Source organism: Desulfurobacterium thermolithotrophum DSM 11699, from assembly GCF_000191045.1.
GTDB classification, from domain to species: Bacteria; Aquificota; Aquificia; order Desulfurobacteriales; family Desulfurobacteriaceae; genus Desulfurobacterium; species Desulfurobacterium thermolithotrophum.
Genome location: NC_015185.1, coordinates 235001 through 257690 on the forward strand (window position 1 = coordinate 235001; position 22690 = coordinate 257690).

Genomic DNA, 22690 nt, shown 5'->3' on the forward strand with positions numbered 1-22690 from the left:
TAGTTCCCCATTGTCTAGAATTTGGGGGAATTTTATCAATTATATAATTGAAGATAATTCATTAACAATTTCTTCAACGTCTTTTTTCTTTACCTCCTTTCTCGTTGCAAAGTCTTCAATTCTTCCTGAAAGCCAAAATAAATACTTAGCATTTTTGAAATTTTTCTCTATTTTTCCTCTCATTACGGGTCTAAAGTAACCTATTGGTCTAGACCACAAAGTTACGTCTTCAGAATCACATCTTTCGCACTTTGTTTTTCTGCCAACCATTTTATGACCGCATTTATTGCATGTTGTTAAAAAAGGAGTTTTTGTTAGATATTGGATAGGGAAGTTTTTAATTATGTTAAAGATTAATCTTTCTTGTTCTTCTGGTTCCATTTCTTCAGCTGTGAAAATATGGAATATACTTCCACCTGTAGCATAGCTTTGAAAGTGGGAATTTACGTCTATTTGTCTTAGTAAATCTCCTTCTTGAAAAGGTGCTTGAAAACCAGAAGTTAAAAATACCCTTTTTGATAGGGGATCACCATTAACAAATATCTTAGCTTTCACTTTCTTAACAGTTTCCATTTCAGCCTCCTACAACTTCAAAAATTCTCTCCCCAAACTTTTCAAGGGATTCTCTTATAAATTGGTTAAGGATAGGATCGTTTGAAATCTCAGGTGATTTTTCTCCATTAAGAATATCAGCAACTGCATTTGCAAACTGAAGATCTTTTTCTGCCATCCTGCAGGCCGCATTTTCGCTTGGTGCATACTCTAAGGAGTATAAAACTCTATCCTTTTCCATAAATTGATGAAGCTTTTGATATAAGTATTGAGCTATTTCGTGAGCATATTCTTTAGCATCGTCATTAAAAAGTCCACCTTCAAACCCTGCATTTACCATTCCTTCATGAACACCTACTACTGAAAATATATTGAAAAGAGAATGATCATCTTTCTGATAGAAAGAAAGGTATGGGTAAAGATCCTTCCAGTGTTTTTTAAGCCAAACTCTTTTTCTTTGAAGTGCTTGAGCACCAATATCCATCGTATAGTCTATCATTCTTTTAAGAAGTTCAAAGTCTTCTTTTGCTAAGAAAAGGAGTCTATTCATATTTATTGCATAAACTCCTATACCACCTACTCCACTACCTGAATGAAACGGATTAGAACCTGTAACAGCTTCTACTTGAGAAATGTCAAATAACATCCTGCAACAGTTACTATAAATCATTCCCTCGTCAAAAGGTTTAATGTAAGGATTCTTTTCTCTATAGATAGAAGGTTTTTCAAAAGGTTCTTTAAGATAGTTTTGAATGTAAAATCCTCCAAAGTATTCACTTTCTTTAAGAAGCAATTTCCAAGCAGGATTATTTCTATCAAAGTCTTCTGTAACGTTGACAGTTATTAGTGGAAACGTAAACGGATTACCGTCTGCATCTCCTTTTCTCATAGCTTTTATAAAAGCTGTATTTATTCTGTCGAAATAGTGAGAAGGAATCTGATTATAGGTAATGTCAAGAAGTTGCCCTGCATAAACAATAGGTTCGTGTTTCAATCTGCTATTAGGCTTTCCAAAGTCAAGTGTTATATTAGAGAAGGGAGAGTTTCCACTTCTAAATGGCAAGTTTATGTTATAGAGGAACTCTTGCCAGAGATTTTCCAGCTCGTAATCTGAATAAGTTTTCTTTTCTATCTTTTCAAGGTGGTATAGGTATCCTGCAGCAACTGTAGAGAGATCGTTTAAAGAAGTTGCACCAGATACCTCTTGAGCAATAAGACAGATAAGATTTGCACACTGCATAAAGAGAGTTTCTAATCTTTTTGGAGGAGCTGCTCTTCTTTCATTCTTTGCATTGCTACGAAGACCGTAAAACGCAATGTCTTTAGCAGACAATCCAATACAGTAAGCACTCAAGCGATAAGTTTGATGGTGATATGCCCACCCTTCTTCGTGATGAATTCTTACAGGTAATCCTTTATATACAACATCAAAAAGATAATCCTTCATTACTTCGCCAGTCACAACATGTTCTAAAACAGGAACTCCTCTAACAAAGTTGGCATTATTCCTTGAAATATCGTCGTTTTCGATAAATAAATCGATGAGTTTGAAATACTTGTTGTGCATTATTCTTCCTCCACAGGATAAAACGGATTGAATTGGTGTGGAGAGAATTCTAACAATTTTCTGATCTCATTTTTATCTTCTTCCAAAAGTAGTGGATACTCTACTGTTCTAAAAACAGTGTACTGTAAAGGATTTTTCTTTATTATTTCTAATGATGTCATTAGTTTTTCAGAATAATTCAAAACTGCTTCATCGTCTACATCTTCTGTGGAAAAGAGAACTCTCTTAAAGCGTTTTAGTTCCTGAGGGGTGTATCTAACTTTGAGAGGAATTTTTATATCCAAAGCAAAACCATTAACTACTTTTTTTTCTATCAGTCTTTGAATTACTTCTGGATTTGTTCCATTTGTATCAACCCTAACTGAGAATCCTAAAGATCTTATAAACCTTAAGCCTTCCTCGAGTTTTTTTTCTAGTGTTGGTTCCCCTCCAGAGATAATGATAAGCTCAACTCCTAAAGCTTTTAGCATTAAAAGTTTCTCTTTTAGTTTTTTGTAGCTTAATTTTTCCTTTTTTCCTTTATATTCGTTGTATCCGTGGCGATTATGACAGTGATAACAGTTAAGATTGCAGAGATTGATCTCTGTATAAAGTACAGCTGACTGGATGCCAGGTTGGTCTCTAAATGTAATTGGAGTTTCAACATCAAGAAAAAGGGAGACCTTTATTAGGTCTTCCTTAACTTCCTTGCGACCGTTATCATGTTCTTTAAAGCTGGAATTACTTCTTCCCATCTTCTTGTCTTCAATCCACAATCAGGGTTTATCCAGAAGTTTTCCTTAGGAATTACCTTTAGAGCTCTTTCTACAATTACTTCCATCTCTTCAAGAGATGGAACGTAAGGAGAATGAATATCCCAAACTCCAAGACCTATTTGTCTGTCAAAAGCAACTTTTTCAAACGTTTCTATGATATCACCTTTTGATCTTGATGCTTCTATTGAAATTACATCAAAATCCATGTCTACTATGTAATTTATGATTTCTCCAAACTCAGAGTAGCACATGTGAGTGTGAATTTGTGTCTCAGGCTTAACTGAAGAGTGGCAAAGTCTAAATGACTTTATGGCCCAATCAAAGTACTCGTCCCAGTTCCTTTTCTTGATTGGAGCTTTTTCTCTAATTGCTGGCTCATCGATTTGGACAATCTTGATACCAGCTTTTTCGTAGTCCTTTATTTCGTCTTTAAGAGCAAGTGCTATTTGGTAAGCAACTTCTGAAGTTGGAATGTCCTCTCTTACATAACTCCAGGCAATGATTGTTACGGGTCCTGTAAGCATACCTTTAACAGGCTTTTCTGTTAGACTTTGAGCAAAGACTATTTCACTAATTGTCATCTGTCCATCTCTTTCAACATCTCCATAGATAATAGGTGGACGATAACATCTAGTTCCGTAAGAGATTACCCAACCGTTTCCTGTTGTTGCAATTCCTTTCATTTTTTCGGCAAAGAATTCGACCATGTCTGTTCTTTCAAACTCACCATGAACAAAGACATCAATATCAAGATCTTCTTGAATTTGAATAGCTTTTGCAATCTCTCCTCTGATAAATGTCTTATAGTCTTCCTCAGAAAGTCTTCCTTTTTTGTAAAGAAGTCTCACTCTTCTAACTTCTTCTGTCTGTGGGAAACTTCCAATTGTTGTTGTTGGAAAGAGAGGCAGGTTAAGAACTTCTTGCTGTTTTTTAATTCTTTCTTGGTAACTTGGCTTTCTAACAAAATCTTCTTCCTTTAAGCTCTTAACTCTTTCTCTCACTTTAGTTATTTCTCCAAAGGAGCTTTCAAGCTCAGCAACCCACTCTTTAGCTTCTGCTTCATCCCCTGAAAGGATTTGAGAAATTAACTGAAGCTCTTTGAGTTTTTCTTCTGCAAAAGCTACCTTTTTCAAGAGCTCTTCTGGAAGAGTTACACCTAAGAGATTTACAGGAAGATGAAATAGTGGTGCAGCATTTGTTACAACAACATCAAATTTCTTAGAAAGCTCGCTGATAACCTCAGCTGTTTTAAAGAGGTCGTTTCTCCAAACGTTTCTTCCATCAACAACACCAGCAAAGAGCTTTTTACCTTTAGGGTCAATTTCTCTAAGCTGAGCTAGGTTTTCGCCTCTGTCGTGGGCAAAGTCAACGCCAACTCCAGAAACTGGAAGATCAAAAAGCTTTTGAAGACAATCAACACTATCATAATAGGTGAAAATGTTAATTTCAGCATTAGCTTTTTCAAAAGATTTGTAAGCATCTTGTATGAGGTTCCACTCTTTTTCTGTTAATTCCATAACGAGGGCTGGATCTTCAAGGTGAACAGACTCAAATCCTTTCTCGTTTATGTACTGGACTACTATTTCTGTAAGTTCTTTTAATGCTTCTTCAAAATACTCTTGGGGAAGATTTTTCGAAAGCTTTAAAAATGTAAAAGGAGCTATTAGATGAACATTTTCTCTTGCTCCTTCGTGTCTGTTCCAGACTGGAGTTGTCACTTTAAAACATGGTTTCTTTCCTTCAAAGTCTGGAACTAGATAGTGGTAGTTTGTGTTAAACCACTTTGTCATTTCAAGGGCGTCTTTACCTCTACAGAGGTTAAAGTACTCATCAAGAGTTTCAGCTTTGTAGACTCCAAAAAGAAGAGCCATATCGAGCATCGGATCGTAGAGGGTCATTTCCCCCTGTGGATGGGCATTAACGTACTTTTGGTAGGTCTCTTCTCTTTTTCTATTGAGCTCCTTAATGCCCGTAAGAAGCTCTTCTTCTGTAACTTTCTGCGCCCAGTATCCTTCTATTAGGCGCTTAAATTCTCTCTGCTTTCCAAGTCTTGGAAAGCCGTAAGCATACGTTTTCATCTTTTCTACCTCCTGCGGTGTTTTGTTTTAAACACCTGCAGGAAGCTCTAAGGCGGGAAAAGAAAAAGGAATACCCTCTTCTTTCCCGCGCCCCGAACCCCCGCAGGACGCGAAGGGGTAGGAGTTTCTCCTACCCATCACGGGCCGGTCTCCCGGCTTGCAGGGTTAAATAGGCTTTAACCTTCCCAGAGAGGGAGCTTTTCACCCATACTCTCCAGTGGTTAAAGCCAGAAAAACTCCTGCTCACGGTTGCGAGGACAGCGCCGGACTTTCACCGGACTTCCCGTTCACCCGTGACGGGGGTCAATTTAGGACAAATTGGCAGAATAATCAAATCTGATAGAGAAAAAGATAGACGTGTGGTAAATTTTGATTAGAAATAATTATAGATGAGGTATGACTTGGAAATAAAAGTAAAAGTCAAAAATGGAAAAGTGTACACAGAGCTTAAAAGTGGAGAAGAAGCTTTTATAACTTTTAGAGAATTAGAAGAAAGGAAAGTAATTATAGTCACTACAACTTATGTACCTGTAAACTATAGAGGTAAAGGTATAGCTGCTAAGCTTTCAGAAAAACTTGTTGAATTTGCAGAGAAAAAAACTATAAGATAGTACCTCTTTGCTCTTATACTCAAAAGTACCTTGAGAGGAAAAAGCCAAATCTCATAGCTAAATAGGAGAAGTTATGGAAGTTGTTGTTACAACTGATAGAAAACCAACTCCAGAGATGAGAAGTGAAGGGAAGAAACTGTCTAAGGAACTCAAGACGGTATATGTAAAAAGACGCCATAGAACCATCGAGTCCATAAAAAAAGAGTTTGGAAAAAACGTACTTGTTGTTGGTAAAGATTTAAATCTTACACTTCATACGCTTAACGGCAAAAAGCTCTTTTTCCATCCAGGTCTATTTAAGATTAGACTTTTAAACTACATATCAACAGGTTATGAGGCGATGATTGAAGCTATGGATTTAAAGGAAGGAGAAACTGTTCTTGACTGTAACCTGGGACTTGCTCAAGATGCTCTTCTTTCAGCTTTTGTGTCAAAAAGGGAAGTTATCGGCATTGAAAAAGAACCGGTAATTTATGAAATAGTTAAAAGGGGGCTTAAAACTTATAAACCGAGAGGAAAATTAAAAACTGCCGAGTTTGCTTTTAGTTTAGTGAAACCTTTTAAGGGAGATAACTACCAATTTTTAAAGCAGCAGCCTGATAAATCCTATGATGTAGTTTATTTTTCTCCAATGTTTATTAAGCCAAAGTGGCACTGTGATGTTATGGCTCCATTTAGGGAAGTTGCGGTGAAGGATTTTATCTCTCCAGAGACTTTGAAAGAAGCAGAAAGAGTAGCTAGAAAAAGAGTTGTTATAAAAGTAAATAAGGGTGTAAAAGACCTGTTCCCTTATCTTTCAGACTATCAGCTAAAAGAGAGCTCTACTAATGTTGAATATCTCTATAAAATTTTGTAAGGAGCTCTGTAGTGACCCCTTAAGATGATTTTAAAGCTTATCTCTCTTTTCTTTTCGTTAGAAAAAGTTATAGCTAATTTTTTGAAATTAGAAATTTATTGCAAATAAAAATTTGTAGACGCACTTACTTTATTCAGATTCTTGAAGTTGTTAAGCCCCTTCACTCTTTCCTCAAATCTTAAAATTTTTCATTTAGAAAAGATGACTTGGAGGATAGATGCGAAAGATTTCTGTCGTTAAAAGAAATGGCAGTAAAGAACCGCTTAATATAGAAAAAATTAGAAAAGTAATTAATTGGGCTGCAAAGGGATTAGAAGTAAATACATTAAAACTTGAATCAAAATTAAAACTTCATTTTTATGATGGAATTACAACTCGAGAAATTCATAAATCCATAGTAAACACAGCACTTCAGCTTACAACTCCAGAAGAACCGGACTGGAGAATCTTAGCTGGAAGACTTTTCATCTTTAATCTTTACAAGGAAGTATCCATAAAAAGAGGAACCTCAAAACTTGCATATATTGGTGGTGGAAAAGAGTACCTAAAAGTCCTAAAAGACCTTGTAGAAAAAGGTTTATATACCAACGAGATTTTCAAAAGTTACTCTGAAGAAGAAATAGTTAAAGCTGGAGACTATCTAAAGCTTGAATACGATTTTCTATACGACTATGCAGGAGCAAATCTACTTGCCAAAAGATACCTATGTATATACGAAGACTATCCGATAGAGCTCCCTCAGGAAATGTATATGTCAATAGCTTTAATGCTTGCTAAAGACGAATCTATAGATAAAAGAATGACATTAGTTAAAAAGTTTTACGACTTGATAGCTGGTAAGAAGCTATCTTTAGCTACGCCAATTCTTATAAACTTGAGACGTCCAAACGGAAACCTTTCTTCTTGCTTTATTACTGCAATGGACGATAGTCTTGATTCCATTATGTATACTGCAAATCAAGTCGCGCAAATATCAAAAAGAGCTGGTGGAGTTGGAGTAAACTTATCAAGAATTAGAGCTCAAGGTTCTTGGATTAAAAAAGTCTTTGGAGCAAGTGGTGGAGTAGTTCCATGGATAAGAATTCTTAATGACATAGCTGTAGCTGTAAACCAAGAAGGCAAAAGAGCCGGAGCTGTTACGGTAGCTCTTGACGTTTGGCATCTTGACATTTTCGATTTTCTTGAACTAAAGACAGAAAATGGTGATCTAAGAAGAAAAGCTTTTGACATATTTCCTCAAGTTGTGATTCCAGACCTTTTTATGGAAAGAGTAAAGAAAGACAAAGATTGGCTACTTGTTGATCCATATGAGGTAGAAAAGAAGTTTGGCTTTAGGCTATACGAACTCTGGGGAGAAGAATTTGAAAAAGCCTACGTACAAATAGAAAAAGAAAGCTATAAGTTAAAGCTAAAAAAGAAAGTGAAAGCTAAAGAACTCTTAAAAGAAATCCTTAAAACCCAAGTTGCAACAGGACTTCCATACATTTTCTTTAAAGATACTGCAAATAGATTAAATCCACTTAAACACGATGGCTATATCGGAAATGGAAATCTCTGCATGGAAAGCTTTTCTAACTTTAGACCTTCAAAGAGCTTTAAAACAACTTTAGAAAAAGGAAAAATTGTCAGCAAAGTAGAAAAGCCAGGACTAGTTCATACGTGTAATCTTCTTTCTATAAACCTTGCAAACATAGAAAACGATAAAGAGCTTGAGGATGTAGTAAGAACTGCTGTAAGAATACTTGATAACACTATCGACCTTACAACTTCACCAATTTTGGAAAGTAAACTTCACAACGACCGTTATAGAACGATTGGAATTGGAACGCTTGGGCTTGCAGATTACCTTGCTAAAAGAGAAATACCTTACGGGAAACAATCTCTTAATTTAATAGATGAGCTTTATGAAAAAATTGCTTACTACGGAATAGACGAAAGCATAAATCTTGCAAAGGAAAGAGGAAAATTTCAAGCTTTTGAAGGCTCAGATTGGAGCAGGGGAATAATTATTGGAAAAGATAGAGAGTATCTTTTAAAGAAAACTCATCTAAAAGAAAAATGGCTCACAGTTTTAGAAAAGCTTAAAAAGTATGGAATTAGAAATGGTCAACTCTTTGCAATAGCTCCAAATACAAGTTCTGGACTCTTGCAGGGAGCAACTCCAGGAGTACTACCACCCTTTAGCAGGTTCTATATTGACAAAAACCAAAAACAAGCAGTTCCGATATGTCCGCCTTACCTAAAGAAAAAGTTTTGGTTTTACAGAGAAAGCAAGTTTTTAAACCAAAAAGAAGTAATAGATGTTATCTCCACAATCCAAAGGTGGGTTGATAGTGGAATTAGTATGGAGCTCCTTTTTAACCTTAACCTTGGAGTAAGAGCAAAAGACATTTTTGAAACAGTCATTTACGCTTGGGAAAAAGGTATAAAGACCATCTACTACGTTAGAACGATTCAGAAAGATAGTCAAACAGCAATTTCTAAGAAAGAAGAGTGTGTAGCCTGTGCAAACTGAGTAATGGGGGAAATAATGGCTGATATTAGAAAAGAGCTCATGAAACCAAGACCAATTTTCAACCCGAACGGAAACGATGATCCTACAAAAAGGGGAATACTTTACGGAAATACCACCAACATCTTTAATCTTAACGACGTTAAGTATGAGTGGGCTACAAAGCTTTATAGAGTTATGATGGCAAACTTTTGGATTCCCGAAACAGTTGATCTTACTCAAGATGTTTTAGACTATAAAGAGTTGACTGAAGATGAAAGACAGGCTTACGATGAAATACTTTCCTTTTTAGTTTTTCTAGATTCTATTCAGACAACAAACATTCCAAATATTGCAGCTTATGTTAAAGCTCCTGAAATAACAATTGACCTTTCCATTCATGCCTATCAGGAGGCTATCCATTCTCAAAGCTATGGATATACGATAGAGTCTGTTATTCCCCCGCAGCACAGAGAGACTGTTTACTATTGGTGGAAAAAAGATCCAATACTTTTTGAAAGGAACAAATACATAGCTGATATTTATCAGAAGTTTCTTGAAGAACCAACAATGGAAAACTATGGAGAAGTTCTTGTAGGAAACTATCTTCTTGAAGGTCTTTATTTTTACAATGGCTTTATGTTTTTCTATAACCTTGCATCCCGCAATCTTATGCAAGGAACAGCTGATATTATTCGCTACATAAATAGAGATGAGCTAACTCACGTTATTCTATTTGAGCACTTTATGAAAGACCTGACAGATGAAGAGTTTAAAAAGTATTTACCTAAGGACAAGATTTATGAAATGTTTAAGGTAGCAGTTAACCAAGAACAAAGATTCAGTAAAAAAGTTATTGGAAACAAAATCCTTGGAATGAATGAAAAGTCTATTGAAGAATATACCTACTATGTTGCTAACAAAAGATTAAAAGCTCTTGGACTTGATCCTATATTTCCTGATACTCCAAATCCTTATGAGCATCTTGAAAGAATTGCAGACACAGGTGGAGAAGGAAACGTTAAAGCTAACTTCTTTGAGGCTACAGTTACCTCTTACAATCAAGCAAGTGCTGTTGAAGGTTGGGACGAAATTTAGAATTCACTATTTTTAACTTTATTATTTTTAACTTTATAATTTTCAATTCAAAAATATCTAAAGGAGTGAAAAATGCCAAGAATCATATTAGTTAGACATGGGAAAACCGTTTGGAACGCTGAAGGTAGATACCAAGGAAAGATGGATATACCGCTAAATGAAGAAGGAAAAGAACAAGCAAGAAGAGTGGGAGAAGCTTTAAAAGATTTTCCAGTTAAAGCTGTTTACTCAAGTCCTCTTTCAAGGTGTAAAGATACAGCTTTAGAAATTGCAAAACATCATAATCTTCCTGTTGAAGAAAGAGACGGTTTTAAGGAAATAGACCATGGAGAATGGGAAGGAATGCTTGCTTCTGAAGTACAAGAAAAATATCCAGAACTTTTTAAACTTTGGAAAGCCAAACCAGCAGAAGTAAGAATGCCAGGAGAGGGTGGAGAAAGTCTTCAAGATGTTTATGATAGAGCTGTAAAAGCTTTTGAAGAAATTGTTAGTAAACATAGCAACGATGACCTAATAGTTATTGTGGGACACGACGCAACAAACAAAGTTATAATGTGCTATCTACTTGGAGTTGATTTAAATAAGTTCTGGGCATTTAAACAGGCAAACTGTGGAATTACTGTTTTAGAGTATGATCCAGAAACAAAAAAAGTTGTTGTACATGTAGCAAACGCAACAGGACATCTTGGAAAAGAAATAGATTTTGAAATTCAAAAGTCTTTATAAATCTTAAGATTTACAATCTTTGGAGGCTGATACTTATCAGCCTCTATAATTGATATACTATAAAGCAGTTCTTTAAATAAGTTAGCAGGGTGAGAAATGACGAATGAAAAATTAGCTCCTAGACTAGAAGATTATCTTGAGACAATTTATCTTTTAGAAAAAAAGAATGGAGTAGCAAGAGTTAAAGAAATAGCCAACGAAAGAAGTGTGAAAATGCCTACGGTTACAGACGTTTTAAGAAGACTATCAGAAAGAGGATATATCCTTTACGAGCCTTACGGATATGTTAGAACAACTGAAAAAGGAAGAGAGTATGCTGAGAATCTCTATAAAAAGCATGAAGTTTTAAAAGACTTTATGAAGACAGTTCTTCAGCTCCCTCCAGAAATTGCAGAAAAAGAAGGATGCCTGATGGAGCATCATCTTTCTAAGGAAACAGTTAGAAAGATTCAGAAGTTAGTTGACTTTTTTAGAGAAAAAGGACTTTCTGAGGAATTTAAGGAGTTTTTATGGAAGGGATGACAAATCCTTTTTTAGTTCCTGAGTTCGTAGAAGATAATTCTCTCATTCCAATAGTGGAAAAAATCTTATTAGGAGAAAGACTTACTTTTGAAGATGGAATTAAACTTTTTAAGACAAACGATATCTTAACTCTTGGAAAACTTGCGGATTTTGTAAATAAGAAAAAGAACGGAAATCTTGTCTACTTTGTTGTTAACAGACACATAAATCTTACAAATCTTTGTATTGGAAACTGCAAGTTCTGTGCTTTTAGAAGAAGTAAAAGCGATGCAGATTCTTATGAACTAACTATAGATGAAGTTTTAAAAAAAATTGAATCTTTTAAAGGTATTTCTGAAATTCATATAGTTAGTGGTCTTCATCCAGAGTGGAGTTATGATTATTATATAGAGCTCTTAAGGGAAATAAAGAAAAACTTCCCTTACGTACATATCCAAGCGTTTACAGCAGAAGAAATTGATCATTTATGCAGAATTTCTGGAAAAGATACTGAAGAAGTTTTTTGCGACTTAATAGAAGCTGGTCTTGGTTCACTTCCTGGAGGTGGAGCTGAAATTTTTAGTGAAGAAATAAGAAAGAAGCTTTGTCCTGAAAAGCTTTCATCTGATAGATATCTTGAGATTCATAAGATTGCTCATAAATTTGGATTAAAAACAAATGCTTCTATCCTTTACGGTCATATTGAAACTTATGAAGATAGAGTTAAGCATCTTTTAAGGTTGAGAGAGCTCCAAGATGAAACCGGCGGTTTTCAAGCCTTTATTTCCTTTGCTTACCATCCGAAAAACACCAAACTTGGCGGTAACTTTACAACAGGCTTTGATGATCTTAAGATGTTATCAGTTGCAAGGGTTCTTCTTGATAATTTTCCTCACATAAGAGCTTTTTGGATAATGCTTGGAGAAAAACTTGCTCAAATATCTCTTCACTTTGGGGTTGATGACCTTGATGGAACAGTTATTGAAGAATCAATTACCCACTCTGCAGGTGCAAATACAGGTTCTTTTATGCCAAAAGAAAGACTCATAAAACTTATAAAAGAATCGGGTAAGATTCCGGTGGAAAGGGATACGAACTATAACGTTATTAAAGTTTATGATTAGGAGTACTCTATGGAAGAAGTTATTCTCTCCCTTGTAAAAGATAAAAATTTATTTTCCATTATTGAAAAAATTTTTTATAATAAAAGACTCACTTTTGAAGATGGAATTAAACTTTTTAACTCTTTTGATCTTCCTATACTAGGACTTCTTGGAAATTATGCTGCCGAGAAAAAGAATGGAAAACTTGCCTACTTTAATGTTAACGTTCATATAACTCCTACAAATATTTGTATCGGAACTTGTAAATTCTGTGCATTTAGGAAGAAAAAAGGTGAAGATGGAGCTTACGAGTTAACAATTGAAAAGATCTTAGAAAAGTTAAGAAATTACAAAGAACAGAATCCCGGACTTACAGAAGTCCATATTGTTGGAGGACTTCATCCTGATTGGGGATACACAGAGTACATTGAAATAATTAGAGCTGTTAAAGAAAGCTTTCCAGATATTCACATAAAGGCTTATACTGCTGAAGAAATTAAATATATTGCAGAAAAAGGAAGAAAATCTATTGAAGAAACTATAAAGGATTTGATAGAAGTTGGACTTGGCTCTATTCCTGGAGGAGGAGGAGAAATTTTTAAAAAGGAAGTGAGAAAAAAAATTTGTCCGGATAAAATATCTGGTGAAGAATACCTTAAGATTCATAAAACTGCTCATAGATTTGGCTTAAAGTCTAACGCGACAATGCTTTTTGGACATATTGAAAGCTATAAAGATAGAGTTGACCATCTTTTAAAACTTAGAGAAGCTCAAGATGAAACAGGTGGTTTTCAAACGTTTATTCCACTTGCCTTTCATCCTCTTAATACAAAAATTCCCGGAGCAACTTATACTACCGGAGTTGACGAACTCAAAACTATCGCTGTTTCAAGACTTTTGCTCGATAACTTTTCTCACATTAAAGCTTATTGGATAATGCTTGGAGAAAAGGTTGCCCAAATAGCACTTCAATTTGGAGCCGACGATATAGATGGAACAGTTACAGAAGAAGATATTACGCAAGCTGCTGGAGCAAAGGCTGGAGAGTATATGCCAAAAAGCAGACTTATAAAGCTTATAAAAGAAGCTGGAAAAATTCCTGTTGAGAGAGATACTCTCTATAATGTTATAAAAATTTATGATTAATATAGATATAAATCTTATTTGTTAGTTGTTAGTGTTGATATAAAAGGATCTTCGAAAGAAAAGTTCTGTTAAAACTTCTATTCTTGAATTTGCAAAAGTTATTTGTGAAAATACAAAAGTCCTTTGAAATTAGAGATTACCAATATATGAGGGCACCTTGAAAGGAGTATTAAATTATGAGGAGGGGATATGGCTGTTGTTTTTTCATTTGAAGGATGTAATCTTCCTCAATTAGAAGTTCAAAAATTGATTTCTAAATATAATCTCTTTAATCTAGTAAACGAAAAAGAAATGCCTTTTATTAAATCTCTCCAAACTAACTTAAAAGAAATCAAAGATGTAATAGGAAGTTTAAAGAATAAATTCGATACTCTTGTTGTTGTAGGCATGGGAGGTTCTTCTCTTGGAACAAAAGCAATATACAATACTTTAACATGTGACGAGTTTAATCACGGAAGAAAATTAGTTTTCTTTGACAACATTGATCCGACTTATGTAAAAAGGTGTATAGATTCTCTTGACTGGAGTAAAACAGTTTTTGCTTTTATTAGTAAATCAGGAAAAACACTTGAAACAGTTAGTTTATTAAATGTAATAAAGGAAGAATTCCGGAAAAGAAGAATAGCTAATCCAGGAAAACAGATGATTTTTATTGGAGATCCTGGAAATGCCTTTGAGAAATTGTCAAAAGAAAATAAGGCCTTCTTTTTTCCTATCCTTCCTGAAATTGGTGGAAGGTTTTCAGTTCTCACTCCAGTAGGTCTTGTCCCAGCAGAATTTATAGGTTATGGAACTAAAGAACTTTTGGACGGAGCAAGAGCAGTAGTTGAAAGTCCAAAATCGGCAATTTATCTTGGAGTTTATAAATATCTTCACTATTTAAGAAACAGAACTATTTCTGTAATGATGATGACCTACTCTAACTATTTAAGAGAATTTACAGAGTGGTATGCTCAATTGTGGGCAGAAAGTTTGGGAAAAGACGGGAAAGGACAAACACCAATGAAAGCTATAGGTACATCTTCTCAACATTCAGTTCTTCAGCTCTTTATGGACGGACACGATGATAAAATCTACCAATTCTTTATAATTGAAAATTACCGAGAAGATGTTCGTCTTCCAGAAAGAACAGAAATTCTTGATTTTATAGCCGGTAAGAAACTATCAGATATAATCAAGGCAGAATTTGAAGGAACAGTTAAAGCACTTCTCAGCCGTAAAAGACCAATAATTCAAGTTGAATTAGATGATCTGTCTCCCTGGAATCTTGGTTATCTCTTTATGAGTTATATGGTTGCAACTGTTGTTATTGGAAAGCTTATGGGAGTCAATCCATACGGTCAACCTGCAGTAGAAGTGGGAAAAAAACTAGCTTATGAAAAACTTAAAAAAACATAAAGTTAAACTTTATGTAAACATACTCCAAATTGCTATTCCAGCTGCTACTGAAACATTTAAAGAAGGAGTTTTACCTACTGTAGGAATTGATACTATTTCATTTGAAAGTTTTAAAAGATTTTTTTCTATTCCTTTTCCTTCAGAACCTAAAATAAGTCCTAATGGTTTTTGAAAATTTATGTTTCTTATATCCTTTCCACCTGTTTCTACAGCATAAATACTACCACCCAATTTTTTAAAAGTGATTAATGATTCATTTAGAGAAGGAACTCTTGAAACCATTAGATGAAATAGAGCTCCAGATGAAGCCTTCAAGGCAATTTCATTTATCGGAGCAGAGTTTTTCTCCGGTAGAAGAATACCCACTCCTCCAAAAGATTCTACTGTTCTAGCAATAGCACCTAAGTTTTGAGGTTCTGTCACTCTATCAAGAACTACGAAAAAGCTTTCTTTTTCAATGGTACTTTTAAAAAGTTTTTCACAAGAAATGTATTCTATTGGCGATAGGATTGCTACTATTCCTTGATGTTTCTTCGTTTTTGCTAGCCTTTCAAGTTGCTGCTTTTTTGCCCATTGAAATTTAATTCCTTTTTCCTTTAACCAATTAAGAAAACTGGGCTCAAAATAATGTCCATATTGGAGATACACTTTTTCTAAAGTTCTTCCCGACTTTACAGCTTCTTCAAGTGTGTTTCTTCCCCATATTATAAAGCCCAACTTAATCCTCCGATTATAGTATAGATTATGAAAGTCCAAATATAGTTCAAGTTAAATCAAATATAACCTGGAGTATAAGAAAAATTAATTGTTTTTTTCATTTTTTAAATTTTTAGAAATATCACAAATACTTGTCTGGTTAAAGATAGCCTCTTATAATAGTTTATTATTCTTAAAGTTTGGAGGTTGTTATGAAAATACAGAAGCTAAGATTTATAGTTCAAACAGCTTTCTTTTTACTAATTGCTTACGGTATTTATAAATACTACCTCTTTGTATTCTATGGAAGTAATAGACCAGATTTCTTAGATGCTTTTCTTCCCATTGTTGGAGTTTACGATATTATCATGAAAATTCGCACTGGAATTACAGATCCTTTTCATCCAGCAGCAATGCCAATAATGTTAGCAGTAATTTTAATTACATTCATTCTAGGAAAAGGCTTTTGTAGTTGGATATGTCCTGTTGGAACATTACTTGATTATATTACTTGGCTTAGAAATAAGCTACTCTTTATTAAAAAGATTGATAATGTGGGAAGTAAATTAAAGAATTGGAAATACTTCTTTGCTCTTGATATACCTTTAAGGAGTTTAAAGTATTTAATTCTTGGTTGGTTTCTTTATAACATACTTTTAATACCAGCCCAAATGATGAGCATGATGGCTCAAAATATAAGTGCAGCTGCAGATATAGAGCTTTTTAAGTTTTGGATAGACCTTTTTCATGGTAAAGAAAATTTATTTGCTGCAATACTTGTATTAATTCTTATCTTTTCTTTTATTATTCCTCGCTTCTGGTGTAAATATCTATGTCCTCTTGGTGCTTTTTATGGAATTTTTAATTTATTTTCTCTAACTCATCTTCGAAGGTCTCCTAAAACTTGCACTCAATGTAAACAGTGTTCAAATTGCTTAATAGGTTTAACTCCTTACAAAACTGTGGAATTTAATAATAGTGAGTGTGTTATGTGTCTTCAGTGCAAAAGTAAATGTACTCATGATGCTATGAAGCTACAAATACTTGGTAGAAATGTTCCGCTATGGATTTATCCTTTTGCACTTATAGGTGTTTTTATTGGTATTATAGGATTGTTTATGGCGGCAGGAATATGGCACTCACATTTAACTATGAGAGATGAAGCATATCTTCTTCTAAACCATGGATTTGATGTTGAATGGGCAAGAAATATTTTAATGAAATAGATTTATTTTCTAACTGTTTGAGTTGTGGACATCTGAAAAACGATAGCTTTTGTTAGCATTCATTAGCTATCGCTAACAGATGTCCTTCGCTACCTCTTGTAAGGTAGGAACTACTATCTGCTATCCCCTGAAATAGAGGACTCGCAGAATACTTTGAATGAGGAAAAAGTGTTAGTTTAACAGCTCTACTGAGCTTATCTATCCAGTTTGGAAGTTTGAGAAATTTTTCTCTAACACTTTTTCCTAACTTCTTAATCGCAATATTTAAAGCTCCATTAAGGTCTGCATTGAAAACTTTGCTGATCTTCAGGTCTTTGAAAAGACCTCTTCTGACTCTTTTTCCTGTAAATTGTAGTTTATTGATATCTTCTTCCGTAAGTTCTTCCTTACTCTTTCCAGAAATTTCCTCTATGTTCCCTGTTACTGCTGAAATTTGGGAAGTATAGGTTTCGGGTTCTTTGAGAAACTCTATCCCTGCTAATCTGCACTTGTATTCAAGTTTCTGAATGAGTTTTCCAAGTGGTATGTGTCTGAAAGTTTGGTTAAACCTTTTTCCTTTTGTTCCCTCCTTTTGATATTCCTCTGTTAAGCTGTCAGAAATGACTACTTTCCCTATTCCTTTTTTTAAACATAAAGCAACTATGAAATTGGATACAGTTCCAAACAGTTGATTAATTCTCTTTTTCCTGTAATTCCAAAGCTTCTTGTGTTCTAATTCTTTTCCTTCACTTTGGAGTTTTGCTGATAGCTTGTTTACCCATTGGTTGAATGCTTTTAAGGGATTGCCATTGATGATAAACGACGGTAAATCCTCTTTGTTGGAAACTGCAGAAATCAAATTCTTGACTCCCAAGTCAATTGAGAGGAAAAACTCTTTGTTTAGAATAACTTCACTTTTAGGAACTTCATAGCTTATTAGATAAGTTACTTCTCCTGATGCTGACCAGCTCACCTTGATGTGTTTTACATTAATTCCAGCAGGAATCTTAAACTTAACTGCTCCAAAATCTTTTCCTATCCTGATTACCACGTGATTGGATTTCTTTTTACCTTTGAGTTTCCTTTTATCTACCAACATATTTGGATTAGTCTCAAGAGTGAAAGAATAGAGAGAACTTAACTTTTTCGGTTTTGGTAAATCTGACTTTTCTCCTTTTTTCCATTTTCCTACTACTGTTTTAAACTCTTTTGCAACTATCCCTACCAATGTTTTTGCAGTATCAGAACCGATTTTTTCTTTCCACAAGTTTTCAAGCTCTTTTTTCCATTCTTTTATCTTCTCGTTTTCAAAGAGAAGTTCCTCCTTCCCTTTAACAAACTTTTCAAGAAAGGTTCTTGATAGAAAAGGTTTTAGGTCTTTTGTGTTCTGGTAGTATTCTAATGCACACAGGTAGATTAAATTTTTAAACTGCTGGAATGTTTTTGAAGCTTTCTCCAGCTTATTAACAACGCTTTTCTTAGTCGTTGTTACGCTCATCGTTAGGAGCATTGACTACCTCTTTGATACATTTTTCTATCTTCTTTCTTTTATAACTTCTTGAACTGTAAATCTTTGATGTAATGTAGTGAATAAAACTAATCATTTCCTCTACTGCGTCCTTTAACTGTTCGTCTGTTAATAAACCTTCAGATTTATCAACAATTAGTATTTCTATTCCAAGTCTTTTGAGTATTTCCTCAAATAGATCGTAAGCTATCCTTGACAACCTGTCTTTTGAATAAATGCAGATAACTCCTACTTCTCCATTGAAACATTCGTCAAGCAATTTATTAAGTTCCCTACGCTTAAAGTTGAAAGAACTTGCTACATCTGTAATAACCTCATCTACCGAATAACCTTTAGAAACAAGGAAGTTTCTGCATGCTTCAACTTGGTTTTCAAGGTATTTCCTTTGCTTTTGAGTAGATACTCTTGCATAAATAACTGTTTTCCCTTTCCTTTCTATCCCTTTTAATCCCAATACCTGCTTTACGTGTTCCTCTGTGAATCTGAACTGTCCTGACGGAGTTATGTAAGGTCTCAATTCTCCTCTTTTTACCATTGCTCTAACTGTTTGAGGATGAAGTCCTACTCTCCTTGCAAATTCTGAAGTTCTCATTGTTCCTTTCAACTTGCAACCTCACTAATAAAAACTTATATTCTATAACGAAATATAATGAAAATCTGGATTGTTTTCAAAGAGGATCTTATGGCTCAGTTTATAGATAGAGCAAAAATATTTGTTCAAGGTGGACATGGTGGGAACGGCTGTGTTGCTTTTAGAAGGGAAAAGTTTGTTCCAAAAGGAGGACCTTCAGGTGGGAACGGCGGAAAAGGAGGAGACGTTATCTTAGAAGCAGATAGAAACGTTCATACGCTCCTTGATTTTAAATACAAACGCCACTATAAAGCTGAAAGAGGAAGACACGGAGAAGGAAATAAAAGAACAGGAAGAAGTGGAGAAGATCTGATAATAAAAGTACCCGTAGGAACTGTTGTTAAGGATGCTGAAACGGGAAAAGTTCTTGGAGATTTAAATAAGCATGGTCAAAGGCTTATTGTTGCAAAAGGTGGAAGAGGTGGAAGAGGAAATGCAGAGTTTGCAACTCCCACAAGAAGAACTCCCGACTTTGCTGAACCTGGTGAGCCCGGAGAAGAAAGATGGGTTGAGCTTGAACTAAAACTTCTTGCTGACGTTGGTCTTATCGGATTTCCAAATGCTGGAAAATCAACATTCCTTTCAAGAGTTACAGCAGCAAAGCCTGAAATTGCAGATTATCCGTTTACAACTTTAAGGCCAATTCTTGGAGTTGCTAAGGTTGGAGATTTTTCCTTTGTTGTTGCAGATATTCCAGGTCTTATAGAAGGAGCTCATGCAGGAAAGGGTCTAGGGCATGAGTTTTTGAGACACGTAGAAAGAACAAAGCTACTTTTACATCTCATAGATCTTACAGATATGACAAGAGATCCAAAAGAGGCCTTTGAGAAGATTAATAAGGAACTGGAGCTTTACTCTCTGGAACTTACCCAAAAACCTCAGATAGTTGTAGGAACTAAGATTGATGCATTGACTGATAGAAGTAAAATAGAGGAACTTAAAAACTACTTTGAAAAAAAAGGTTATCCTTTCTTTGCAGTTTCGGCTGTAACTGGCGAAGGAATGAACGAACTTATGTGGTTTGTTTCAAAAAAGCTAAAGGAACTGGAAGTTGAAGATGTTGAGTAATGTTAAAAGAATTGTAGTGAAAGTAGGTTCACAGCTTTTATCTGGGGATGAAGGTATAAATAGAAACTTTATTAAGGAACTTGCTAAGCAAATTTCAATTCTTATTGAGAATGGAAAAGAGGTTGTTCTTGTCAGCTCCGGTGCTGTCCTTGCTGGAATAAAAGCACTTAAGCTTAACAGAAAACCTTTTTCTCTTCAGGAAAAACAGGCTCTTTCTGCTATCGGGCAACCCTACTTAATGGCTGAATATCGAGAAGCTTTTAAATCACACGGAATAGAAATTGCTCAGGTTTTGTTAACTGCCGAAGACTTGAGGTCAAAAGAGCGATTTATAAACGCTAAAAACACCTTAAATGCCCTTATGAAATTCGGAGCTCTCCCCATAGTTAATGAAAACGATACAGTTTCTGTAGAAGAGATAAAGATCGGAGATAACGACAATCTTTCTGCTCACGTTTCTGTTGTTTTCGAAGCAGATCTTCTAATAATGCTTACTATAACAAACGGTCTTTACGACAAAGATCCAAATAAATATTCTAATGCCAAACTGATTCCTATTGTTGAAAATCTGGAGGAGCTTAAAAAAATCTGTGATTTCTCGGGAAAAACTAATTTTGGTACAGGTGGAATGTGGACAAAGGTTGAAGCAGCAGCCAAAGCTTCTAAAAAGGGAATTCCGGTCATAATAGCCGGCGGTAAGGAAAAAGACGTTATTTTAAGGATTCTCAAAGGAGAAAAGATTGGAACCTTTTTCATGCCCGCAAAAAAACTTAAAGCCAAAACGTACAGAATTCTCTATTTGATGAAGCCAACGGGTAAACTCTACATAGATGAAGGAGCTGTTAAAGCAATAGTTGAAAACGGTAAAAGTCTCCTTTCAAGAGGAATTAAAAAAGTAGAAGGAAGTTTTAGAAAAGGGGATGCCATAGAGATTTTTGACACTTACGGCAATCTCATTGGAAAAGGAATAGTAAGGTGCAATTCAGATGAGATTGGTTCTTTTAGAAAAACATGTGTACACAGAGATGATCTGGTGATTTTGAAAGAGAACTAAATTTATCACCTATCTAGAACGTGCGTTGGAAGAACAAAGCAGATAAACTCTCCTTTGAAAACCTCTTCGTCGTTTCTTTTTACAACAACCTCGACAATTTTTTTCTTTCCTTCTTCTGAAATAACTTTTGCTATGGCTAGAACTTTTTCTCCAACTTTTACAGGTTTTAAGAATCTTACATTTGCTCCACCGAGAACAACGTTTGGATGATTAACAGAAAGCATTGCTGCATAATCTGCCTGTCCAAAGATAAATCCTCCATGAACAAGACCCTTGTCATCTGCTGCCATTTCTTCTGTCGTTGTAAGCTCTACTTCAGCATAACCTTGCGATAACTTTGTAGGAATTCCGCATAAATTTTGGTTGATCTTTTGATGGGTTTTAATTTCCATTTGTTTTTCTCCCTCTTTTGTATTTATTAAACAAAATTAAAATTTTTTTATTCCCTTGTCAAAATTTTCATTTTGACTATCCTTATCACTGAAACCAGTATTAGAGGTAACTTAAATGGAAAAAGCAATTATCGAAAGACTGGACAGAATAGTAGAAAAGTTTAAGGAAATAGAAGAGAGTCTTGGAAAACCGGAGATTATTGCTGATCAAAAAAAGTTTCAAGCTCTAGCAAAAGAACATAAAGAACTCCAGCCAATCTATGAAACATACATGGAGTATAAAAAGACAAAGCAAGGAATAGAAGAAGCTATTGAAATAATAGAAAGTGCTAATGAAGATGAACTAATAGAACTTGCAAAAGAAGAAAAGAAAGAATTAGAAGAAAGACTAGAGCAGTTAGAAGCTGAACTTAAAAAACTCTTGATTCCAAAAGATCCAAACGATGAGAAAAATGTAATCTTAGAGATAAGAGCTGGAACAGGCGGAGAGGAAGCAGCTCTCTTTGCACAGGATCTCTTCAGAATGTACACAAGGTATGCAGAGAAGAAGGGCTGGAAGGTTGAAATCCTCTCTCTCAACGAGACAGGACTTGGTGGAATTAAGGAAGTTATAGCTACAATTTCTGGAAAAGGTGCCTACAGTAGGCTTAAGTACGAAAGTGGAGTTCATAGAGTTCAGAGAATTCCTGTAACAGAATCCGGTGGAAGGATTCACACATCTGCTGCAACTGTTGCAATTTTACCGGAAGCAGAAGAGGTTGATATTCATATAGATGAGAAAGACTTAAAGATAGATACTTACCGTTCTTCTGGTGCTGGTGGACAGCACGTAAACACGACTGATTCAGCTGTAAGAATTACTCACATTCCAACAGGAATAGTTGTAACGTGCTCAAATGAACGTTCTCAGATCCAAAACCGTATAAAAGCTATGAAAATTTTAAGGGCAAGACTTAAAGAGCTCTACGAAAGACAACAAAAAGAACAACTTGATTCGGCAAGGCGTTCGCAAATTGGAAGTGGAGATAGAAGCGAAAAGATTAGAACTTACAACTTCCCTGAAAATAGAGTTACAGACCATAGAATTAAGTTAACACTTTATAACCTTGAAGAATTTTTAGATGGTGAGCTTGATGAAATGATAGATGCTCTTACAGCAGCAGAGCAAGCAGAAAAGATAGAAGCTCTCGCAAGAGAATAGTTTGGTAAACTTTTCCTTTCAGAACACTTTAAA

21 protein-coding genes and 1 riboswitch are annotated in these 22690 nt (G+C 35.0%); of the genes, 13 read left to right on the forward strand and 8 right to left on the reverse strand.

Annotated elements, in window-relative coordinates:
* Window positions 1-39 precede the first annotated feature (39 nt).
* Genes nrdD (DESTER_RS01280) through metE form a run of 4 tightly spaced genes read right to left on the reverse strand, consistent with a single transcriptional unit; the run spans window position 40 to window position 4952 of the window.
* Window positions 40-573, reverse strand: a complete 534-nt coding sequence (gene nrdD, locus DESTER_RS01280; RefSeq protein WP_013637866.1) for an anaerobic ribonucleoside-triphosphate reductase — start codon at window positions 571-573, stop codon at window positions 40-42.
* A gap of 1 nt (window position 574) precedes the next feature.
* Window positions 575-2119: an anaerobic ribonucleoside-triphosphate reductase gene (gene nrdD, locus DESTER_RS01285; protein ID WP_013637867.1), complete on the reverse strand. Its 1545-nt coding sequence runs from the start codon at window positions 2117-2119 to the stop codon at window positions 575-577.
* Window positions 2119-2853, reverse strand: a complete 735-nt coding sequence (locus tag DESTER_RS01290) for a radical SAM protein (RefSeq protein ID WP_244829542.1) — start codon at window positions 2851-2853, stop codon at window positions 2119-2121. The genes nrdD (DESTER_RS01285) and DESTER_RS01290 overlap by 1 nt, the downstream gene beginning before the upstream one ends.
* Entirely contained in the window at window positions 2787-4952 is a 2166-nt protein-coding gene (gene metE / locus DESTER_RS01295) for a 5-methyltetrahydropteroyltriglutamate--homocysteine S-methyltransferase (RefSeq protein WP_013637869.1), read from the reverse strand. The genes DESTER_RS01290 and metE overlap by 67 nt, the downstream gene beginning before the upstream one ends.
* 125 nt (window positions 4953-5077) lie before the next feature.
* A riboswitch (cobalamin riboswitch) is annotated at window positions 5078-5262 on the reverse strand.
* Between the two features lie 91 nt (window positions 5263-5353).
* Here metE and DESTER_RS01300 point away from each other — a divergent pair.
* The 9 genes from DESTER_RS01300 to DESTER_RS01340 all read left to right on the forward strand — a co-directional run bounded on the left by DESTER_RS01300 (window position 5354) and on the right by DESTER_RS01340 (window position 14882).
* Complete coding sequence (locus DESTER_RS01300) at window positions 5354-5563, forward strand: GNAT family N-acetyltransferase (protein WP_013637870.1); 210 nt, start codon at window positions 5354-5356, stop codon at window positions 5561-5563.
* A 73-nt stretch (window positions 5564-5636) separates the two neighbouring features.
* Window positions 5637-6419 carry a class I SAM-dependent methyltransferase gene (locus tag DESTER_RS01305; RefSeq protein WP_013637871.1) on the forward strand — a complete coding sequence of 261 codons (783 nt, stop codon included), beginning with the start codon at window positions 5637-5639 and terminating at the stop codon, window positions 6417-6419.
* A 217-nt stretch (window positions 6420-6636) separates the two neighbouring features.
* Complete coding sequence (locus DESTER_RS01310; RefSeq protein ID WP_013637872.1) at window positions 6637-8934, forward strand: ribonucleoside-diphosphate reductase subunit alpha; 2298 nt, start codon at window positions 6637-6639, stop codon at window positions 8932-8934.
* A gap of 39 nt (window positions 8935-8973) precedes the next feature.
* Window positions 8974-10008: a ribonucleotide-diphosphate reductase subunit beta gene (locus DESTER_RS01315; protein WP_041737623.1), complete on the forward strand. Its 1035-nt coding sequence runs from the start codon at window positions 8974-8976 to the stop codon at window positions 10006-10008.
* A 72-nt stretch (window positions 10009-10080) separates the two neighbouring features.
* Window positions 10081-10734, forward strand: a complete 654-nt coding sequence (gene cobC, locus DESTER_RS01320; protein ID WP_013637874.1) for an alpha-ribazole phosphatase — start codon at window positions 10081-10083, stop codon at window positions 10732-10734.
* 96 nt (window positions 10735-10830) lie between these two features.
* Window positions 10831-11256 carry a metal-dependent transcriptional regulator gene (locus tag DESTER_RS01325; RefSeq protein ID WP_013637875.1) on the forward strand — a complete coding sequence of 142 codons (426 nt, stop codon included), beginning with the start codon at window positions 10831-10833 and terminating at the stop codon, window positions 11254-11256.
* Entirely contained in the window at window positions 11244-12359 is a 1116-nt protein-coding gene (gene mqnE / locus DESTER_RS01330; RefSeq protein WP_013637876.1) for an aminofutalosine synthase MqnE, read from the forward strand. The genes DESTER_RS01325 and mqnE (DESTER_RS01330) overlap by 13 nt, the downstream gene beginning before the upstream one ends.
* Window positions 12360-12368: 9 nt before the next feature.
* Window positions 12369-13484, forward strand: a complete 1116-nt coding sequence (mqnE, locus tag DESTER_RS01335; RefSeq protein ID WP_013637877.1) for an aminofutalosine synthase MqnE — start codon at window positions 12369-12371, stop codon at window positions 13482-13484.
* Window positions 13485-13673: 189 nt separating this feature from the next.
* Complete coding sequence (locus DESTER_RS01340; protein WP_013637878.1) at window positions 13674-14882, forward strand: glucose-6-phosphate isomerase; 1209 nt, start codon at window positions 13674-13676, stop codon at window positions 14880-14882.
* 9 nt (window positions 14883-14891) lie between these two features.
* Here the strand turns inward: DESTER_RS01340 and rlmB are convergent, their stop codons facing one another.
* A complete protein-coding gene (gene rlmB / locus DESTER_RS01345; RefSeq protein ID WP_013637879.1) occupies window positions 14892-15599 on the reverse strand; it encodes a 23S rRNA (guanosine(2251)-2'-O)-methyltransferase RlmB in 708 nt (235 codons plus the stop codon).
* Window positions 15600-15790: 191 nt separating this feature from the next.
* On the opposite strand from rlmB, the gene DESTER_RS01350 reads away from it, so the two are divergent.
* The gene (locus DESTER_RS01350; protein WP_013637880.1) at window positions 15791-16804 is read left to right on the forward strand and encodes a 4Fe-4S binding protein; all 1014 of its coding nucleotides are present in this window, start codon (window positions 15791-15793) and stop codon (window positions 16802-16804) included.
* 52 nt (window positions 16805-16856) lie between these two features.
* Here DESTER_RS01350 and DESTER_RS07985 read toward each other — a convergent pair whose 3' ends face one another.
* Window positions 16857-18293, reverse strand: a complete 1437-nt coding sequence (locus DESTER_RS07985) for an RNA-guided endonuclease InsQ/TnpB family protein (RefSeq protein ID WP_052296553.1) — start codon at window positions 18291-18293, stop codon at window positions 16857-16859.
* Window positions 18262-18915 (reverse strand): IS607 family transposase, encoded by a 654-nt coding sequence (locus DESTER_RS01360; protein WP_013637882.1) that lies wholly within the window; start codon window positions 18913-18915, stop codon window positions 18262-18264. Before DESTER_RS01360 ends, DESTER_RS07985 begins: the two co-directional genes overlap by 32 nt.
* A 78-nt stretch (window positions 18916-18993) precedes the next feature.
* On the opposite strand from DESTER_RS01360, the gene obgE reads away from it, so the two are divergent.
* Window positions 18994-20010 (forward strand): GTPase ObgE, encoded by a 1017-nt coding sequence (obgE, locus tag DESTER_RS01365; RefSeq protein WP_013637883.1) that lies wholly within the window; start codon window positions 18994-18996, stop codon window positions 20008-20010.
* Window positions 20000-21064 carry a glutamate 5-kinase gene (gene proB / locus DESTER_RS01370; RefSeq protein WP_013637884.1) on the forward strand — a complete coding sequence of 355 codons (1065 nt, stop codon included), beginning with the start codon at window positions 20000-20002 and terminating at the stop codon, window positions 21062-21064. Before obgE ends, proB begins: the two co-directional genes overlap by 11 nt.
* Before the next feature lie 5 nt (window positions 21065-21069).
* On the opposite strand, the gene DESTER_RS01375 is transcribed toward proB, so the two are convergent.
* Window positions 21070-21456, reverse strand: coding sequence for a hotdog domain-containing protein (locus tag DESTER_RS01375; protein ID WP_013637885.1), 387 nt, complete (start codon window positions 21454-21456; stop codon window positions 21070-21072).
* A 115-nt stretch (window positions 21457-21571) separates the two neighbouring features.
* Here DESTER_RS01375 and prfA point away from each other — a divergent pair, with 115 nt between their 5' ends.
* On the forward strand, window positions 21572-22657 hold the full coding sequence (gene prfA, locus DESTER_RS01380) for a peptide chain release factor 1 (protein WP_013637886.1): 1086 nt from the start codon (window positions 21572-21574) through the stop codon (window positions 22655-22657).
* Window positions 22658-22690: the final 33 nt, after the last annotated feature.

Coding starts and splice junctions, on each gene's coding strand:
- nrdD (WP_013637866.1), bottom strand. CDS start 573: ATGGAAACTGTTAAGAAAGTGAAAGCTAAGATATTTGTTAATGGTGAT.
- nrdD (WP_013637867.1), bottom strand. CDS start 2,119: ATGCACAACAAGTATTTCAAACTCATCGATTTATTTATCGAAAACGAC.
- DESTER_RS01290 (WP_244829542.1), bottom strand. CDS start 2,853: ATGGGAAGAAGTAATTCCAGCTTTAAAGAACATGATAACGGTCGCAAG.
- metE (WP_013637869.1), bottom strand. CDS start 4,952: ATGAAAACGTATGCTTACGGCTTTCCAAGACTTGGAAAGCAGAGAGAA.
- DESTER_RS01305 (WP_013637871.1), top strand. CDS start 5,637: ATGGAAGTTGTTGTTACAACTGATAGAAAACCAACTCCAGAGATGAGA.
- DESTER_RS01310 (WP_013637872.1), top strand. CDS start 6,637: ATGCGAAAGATTTCTGTCGTTAAAAGAAATGGCAGTAAAGAACCGCTT.
- DESTER_RS01315 (WP_041737623.1), top strand. CDS start 8,974: ATGAAACCAAGACCAATTTTCAACCCGAACGGAAACGATGATCCTACA.
- cobC (WP_013637874.1), top strand. CDS start 10,081: ATGCCAAGAATCATATTAGTTAGACATGGGAAAACCGTTTGGAACGCT.
- DESTER_RS01325 (WP_013637875.1), top strand. CDS start 10,831: ATGACGAATGAAAAATTAGCTCCTAGACTAGAAGATTATCTTGAGACA.
- mqnE (WP_013637876.1), top strand. CDS start 11,244: ATGGAAGGGATGACAAATCCTTTTTTAGTTCCTGAGTTCGTAGAAGAT.
- mqnE (WP_013637877.1), top strand. CDS start 12,369: ATGGAAGAAGTTATTCTCTCCCTTGTAAAAGATAAAAATTTATTTTCC.
- DESTER_RS01340 (WP_013637878.1), top strand. CDS start 13,674: ATGGCTGTTGTTTTTTCATTTGAAGGATGTAATCTTCCTCAATTAGAA.
- DESTER_RS01350 (WP_013637880.1), top strand. CDS start 15,791: ATGAAAATACAGAAGCTAAGATTTATAGTTCAAACAGCTTTCTTTTTA.
- DESTER_RS07985 (WP_052296553.1), bottom strand. CDS start 18,293: ATGCTCCTAACGATGAGCGTAACAACGACTAAGAAAAGCGTTGTTAAT.
- obgE (WP_013637883.1), top strand. CDS start 18,994: ATGGCTCAGTTTATAGATAGAGCAAAAATATTTGTTCAAGGTGGACAT.
- proB (WP_013637884.1), top strand. CDS start 20,000: ATGTTGAGTAATGTTAAAAGAATTGTAGTGAAAGTAGGTTCACAGCTT.
- DESTER_RS01375 (WP_013637885.1), bottom strand. CDS start 21,456: ATGGAAATTAAAACCCATCAAAAGATCAACCAAAATTTATGCGGAATT.
- prfA (WP_013637886.1), top strand. CDS start 21,572: ATGGAAAAAGCAATTATCGAAAGACTGGACAGAATAGTAGAAAAGTTT.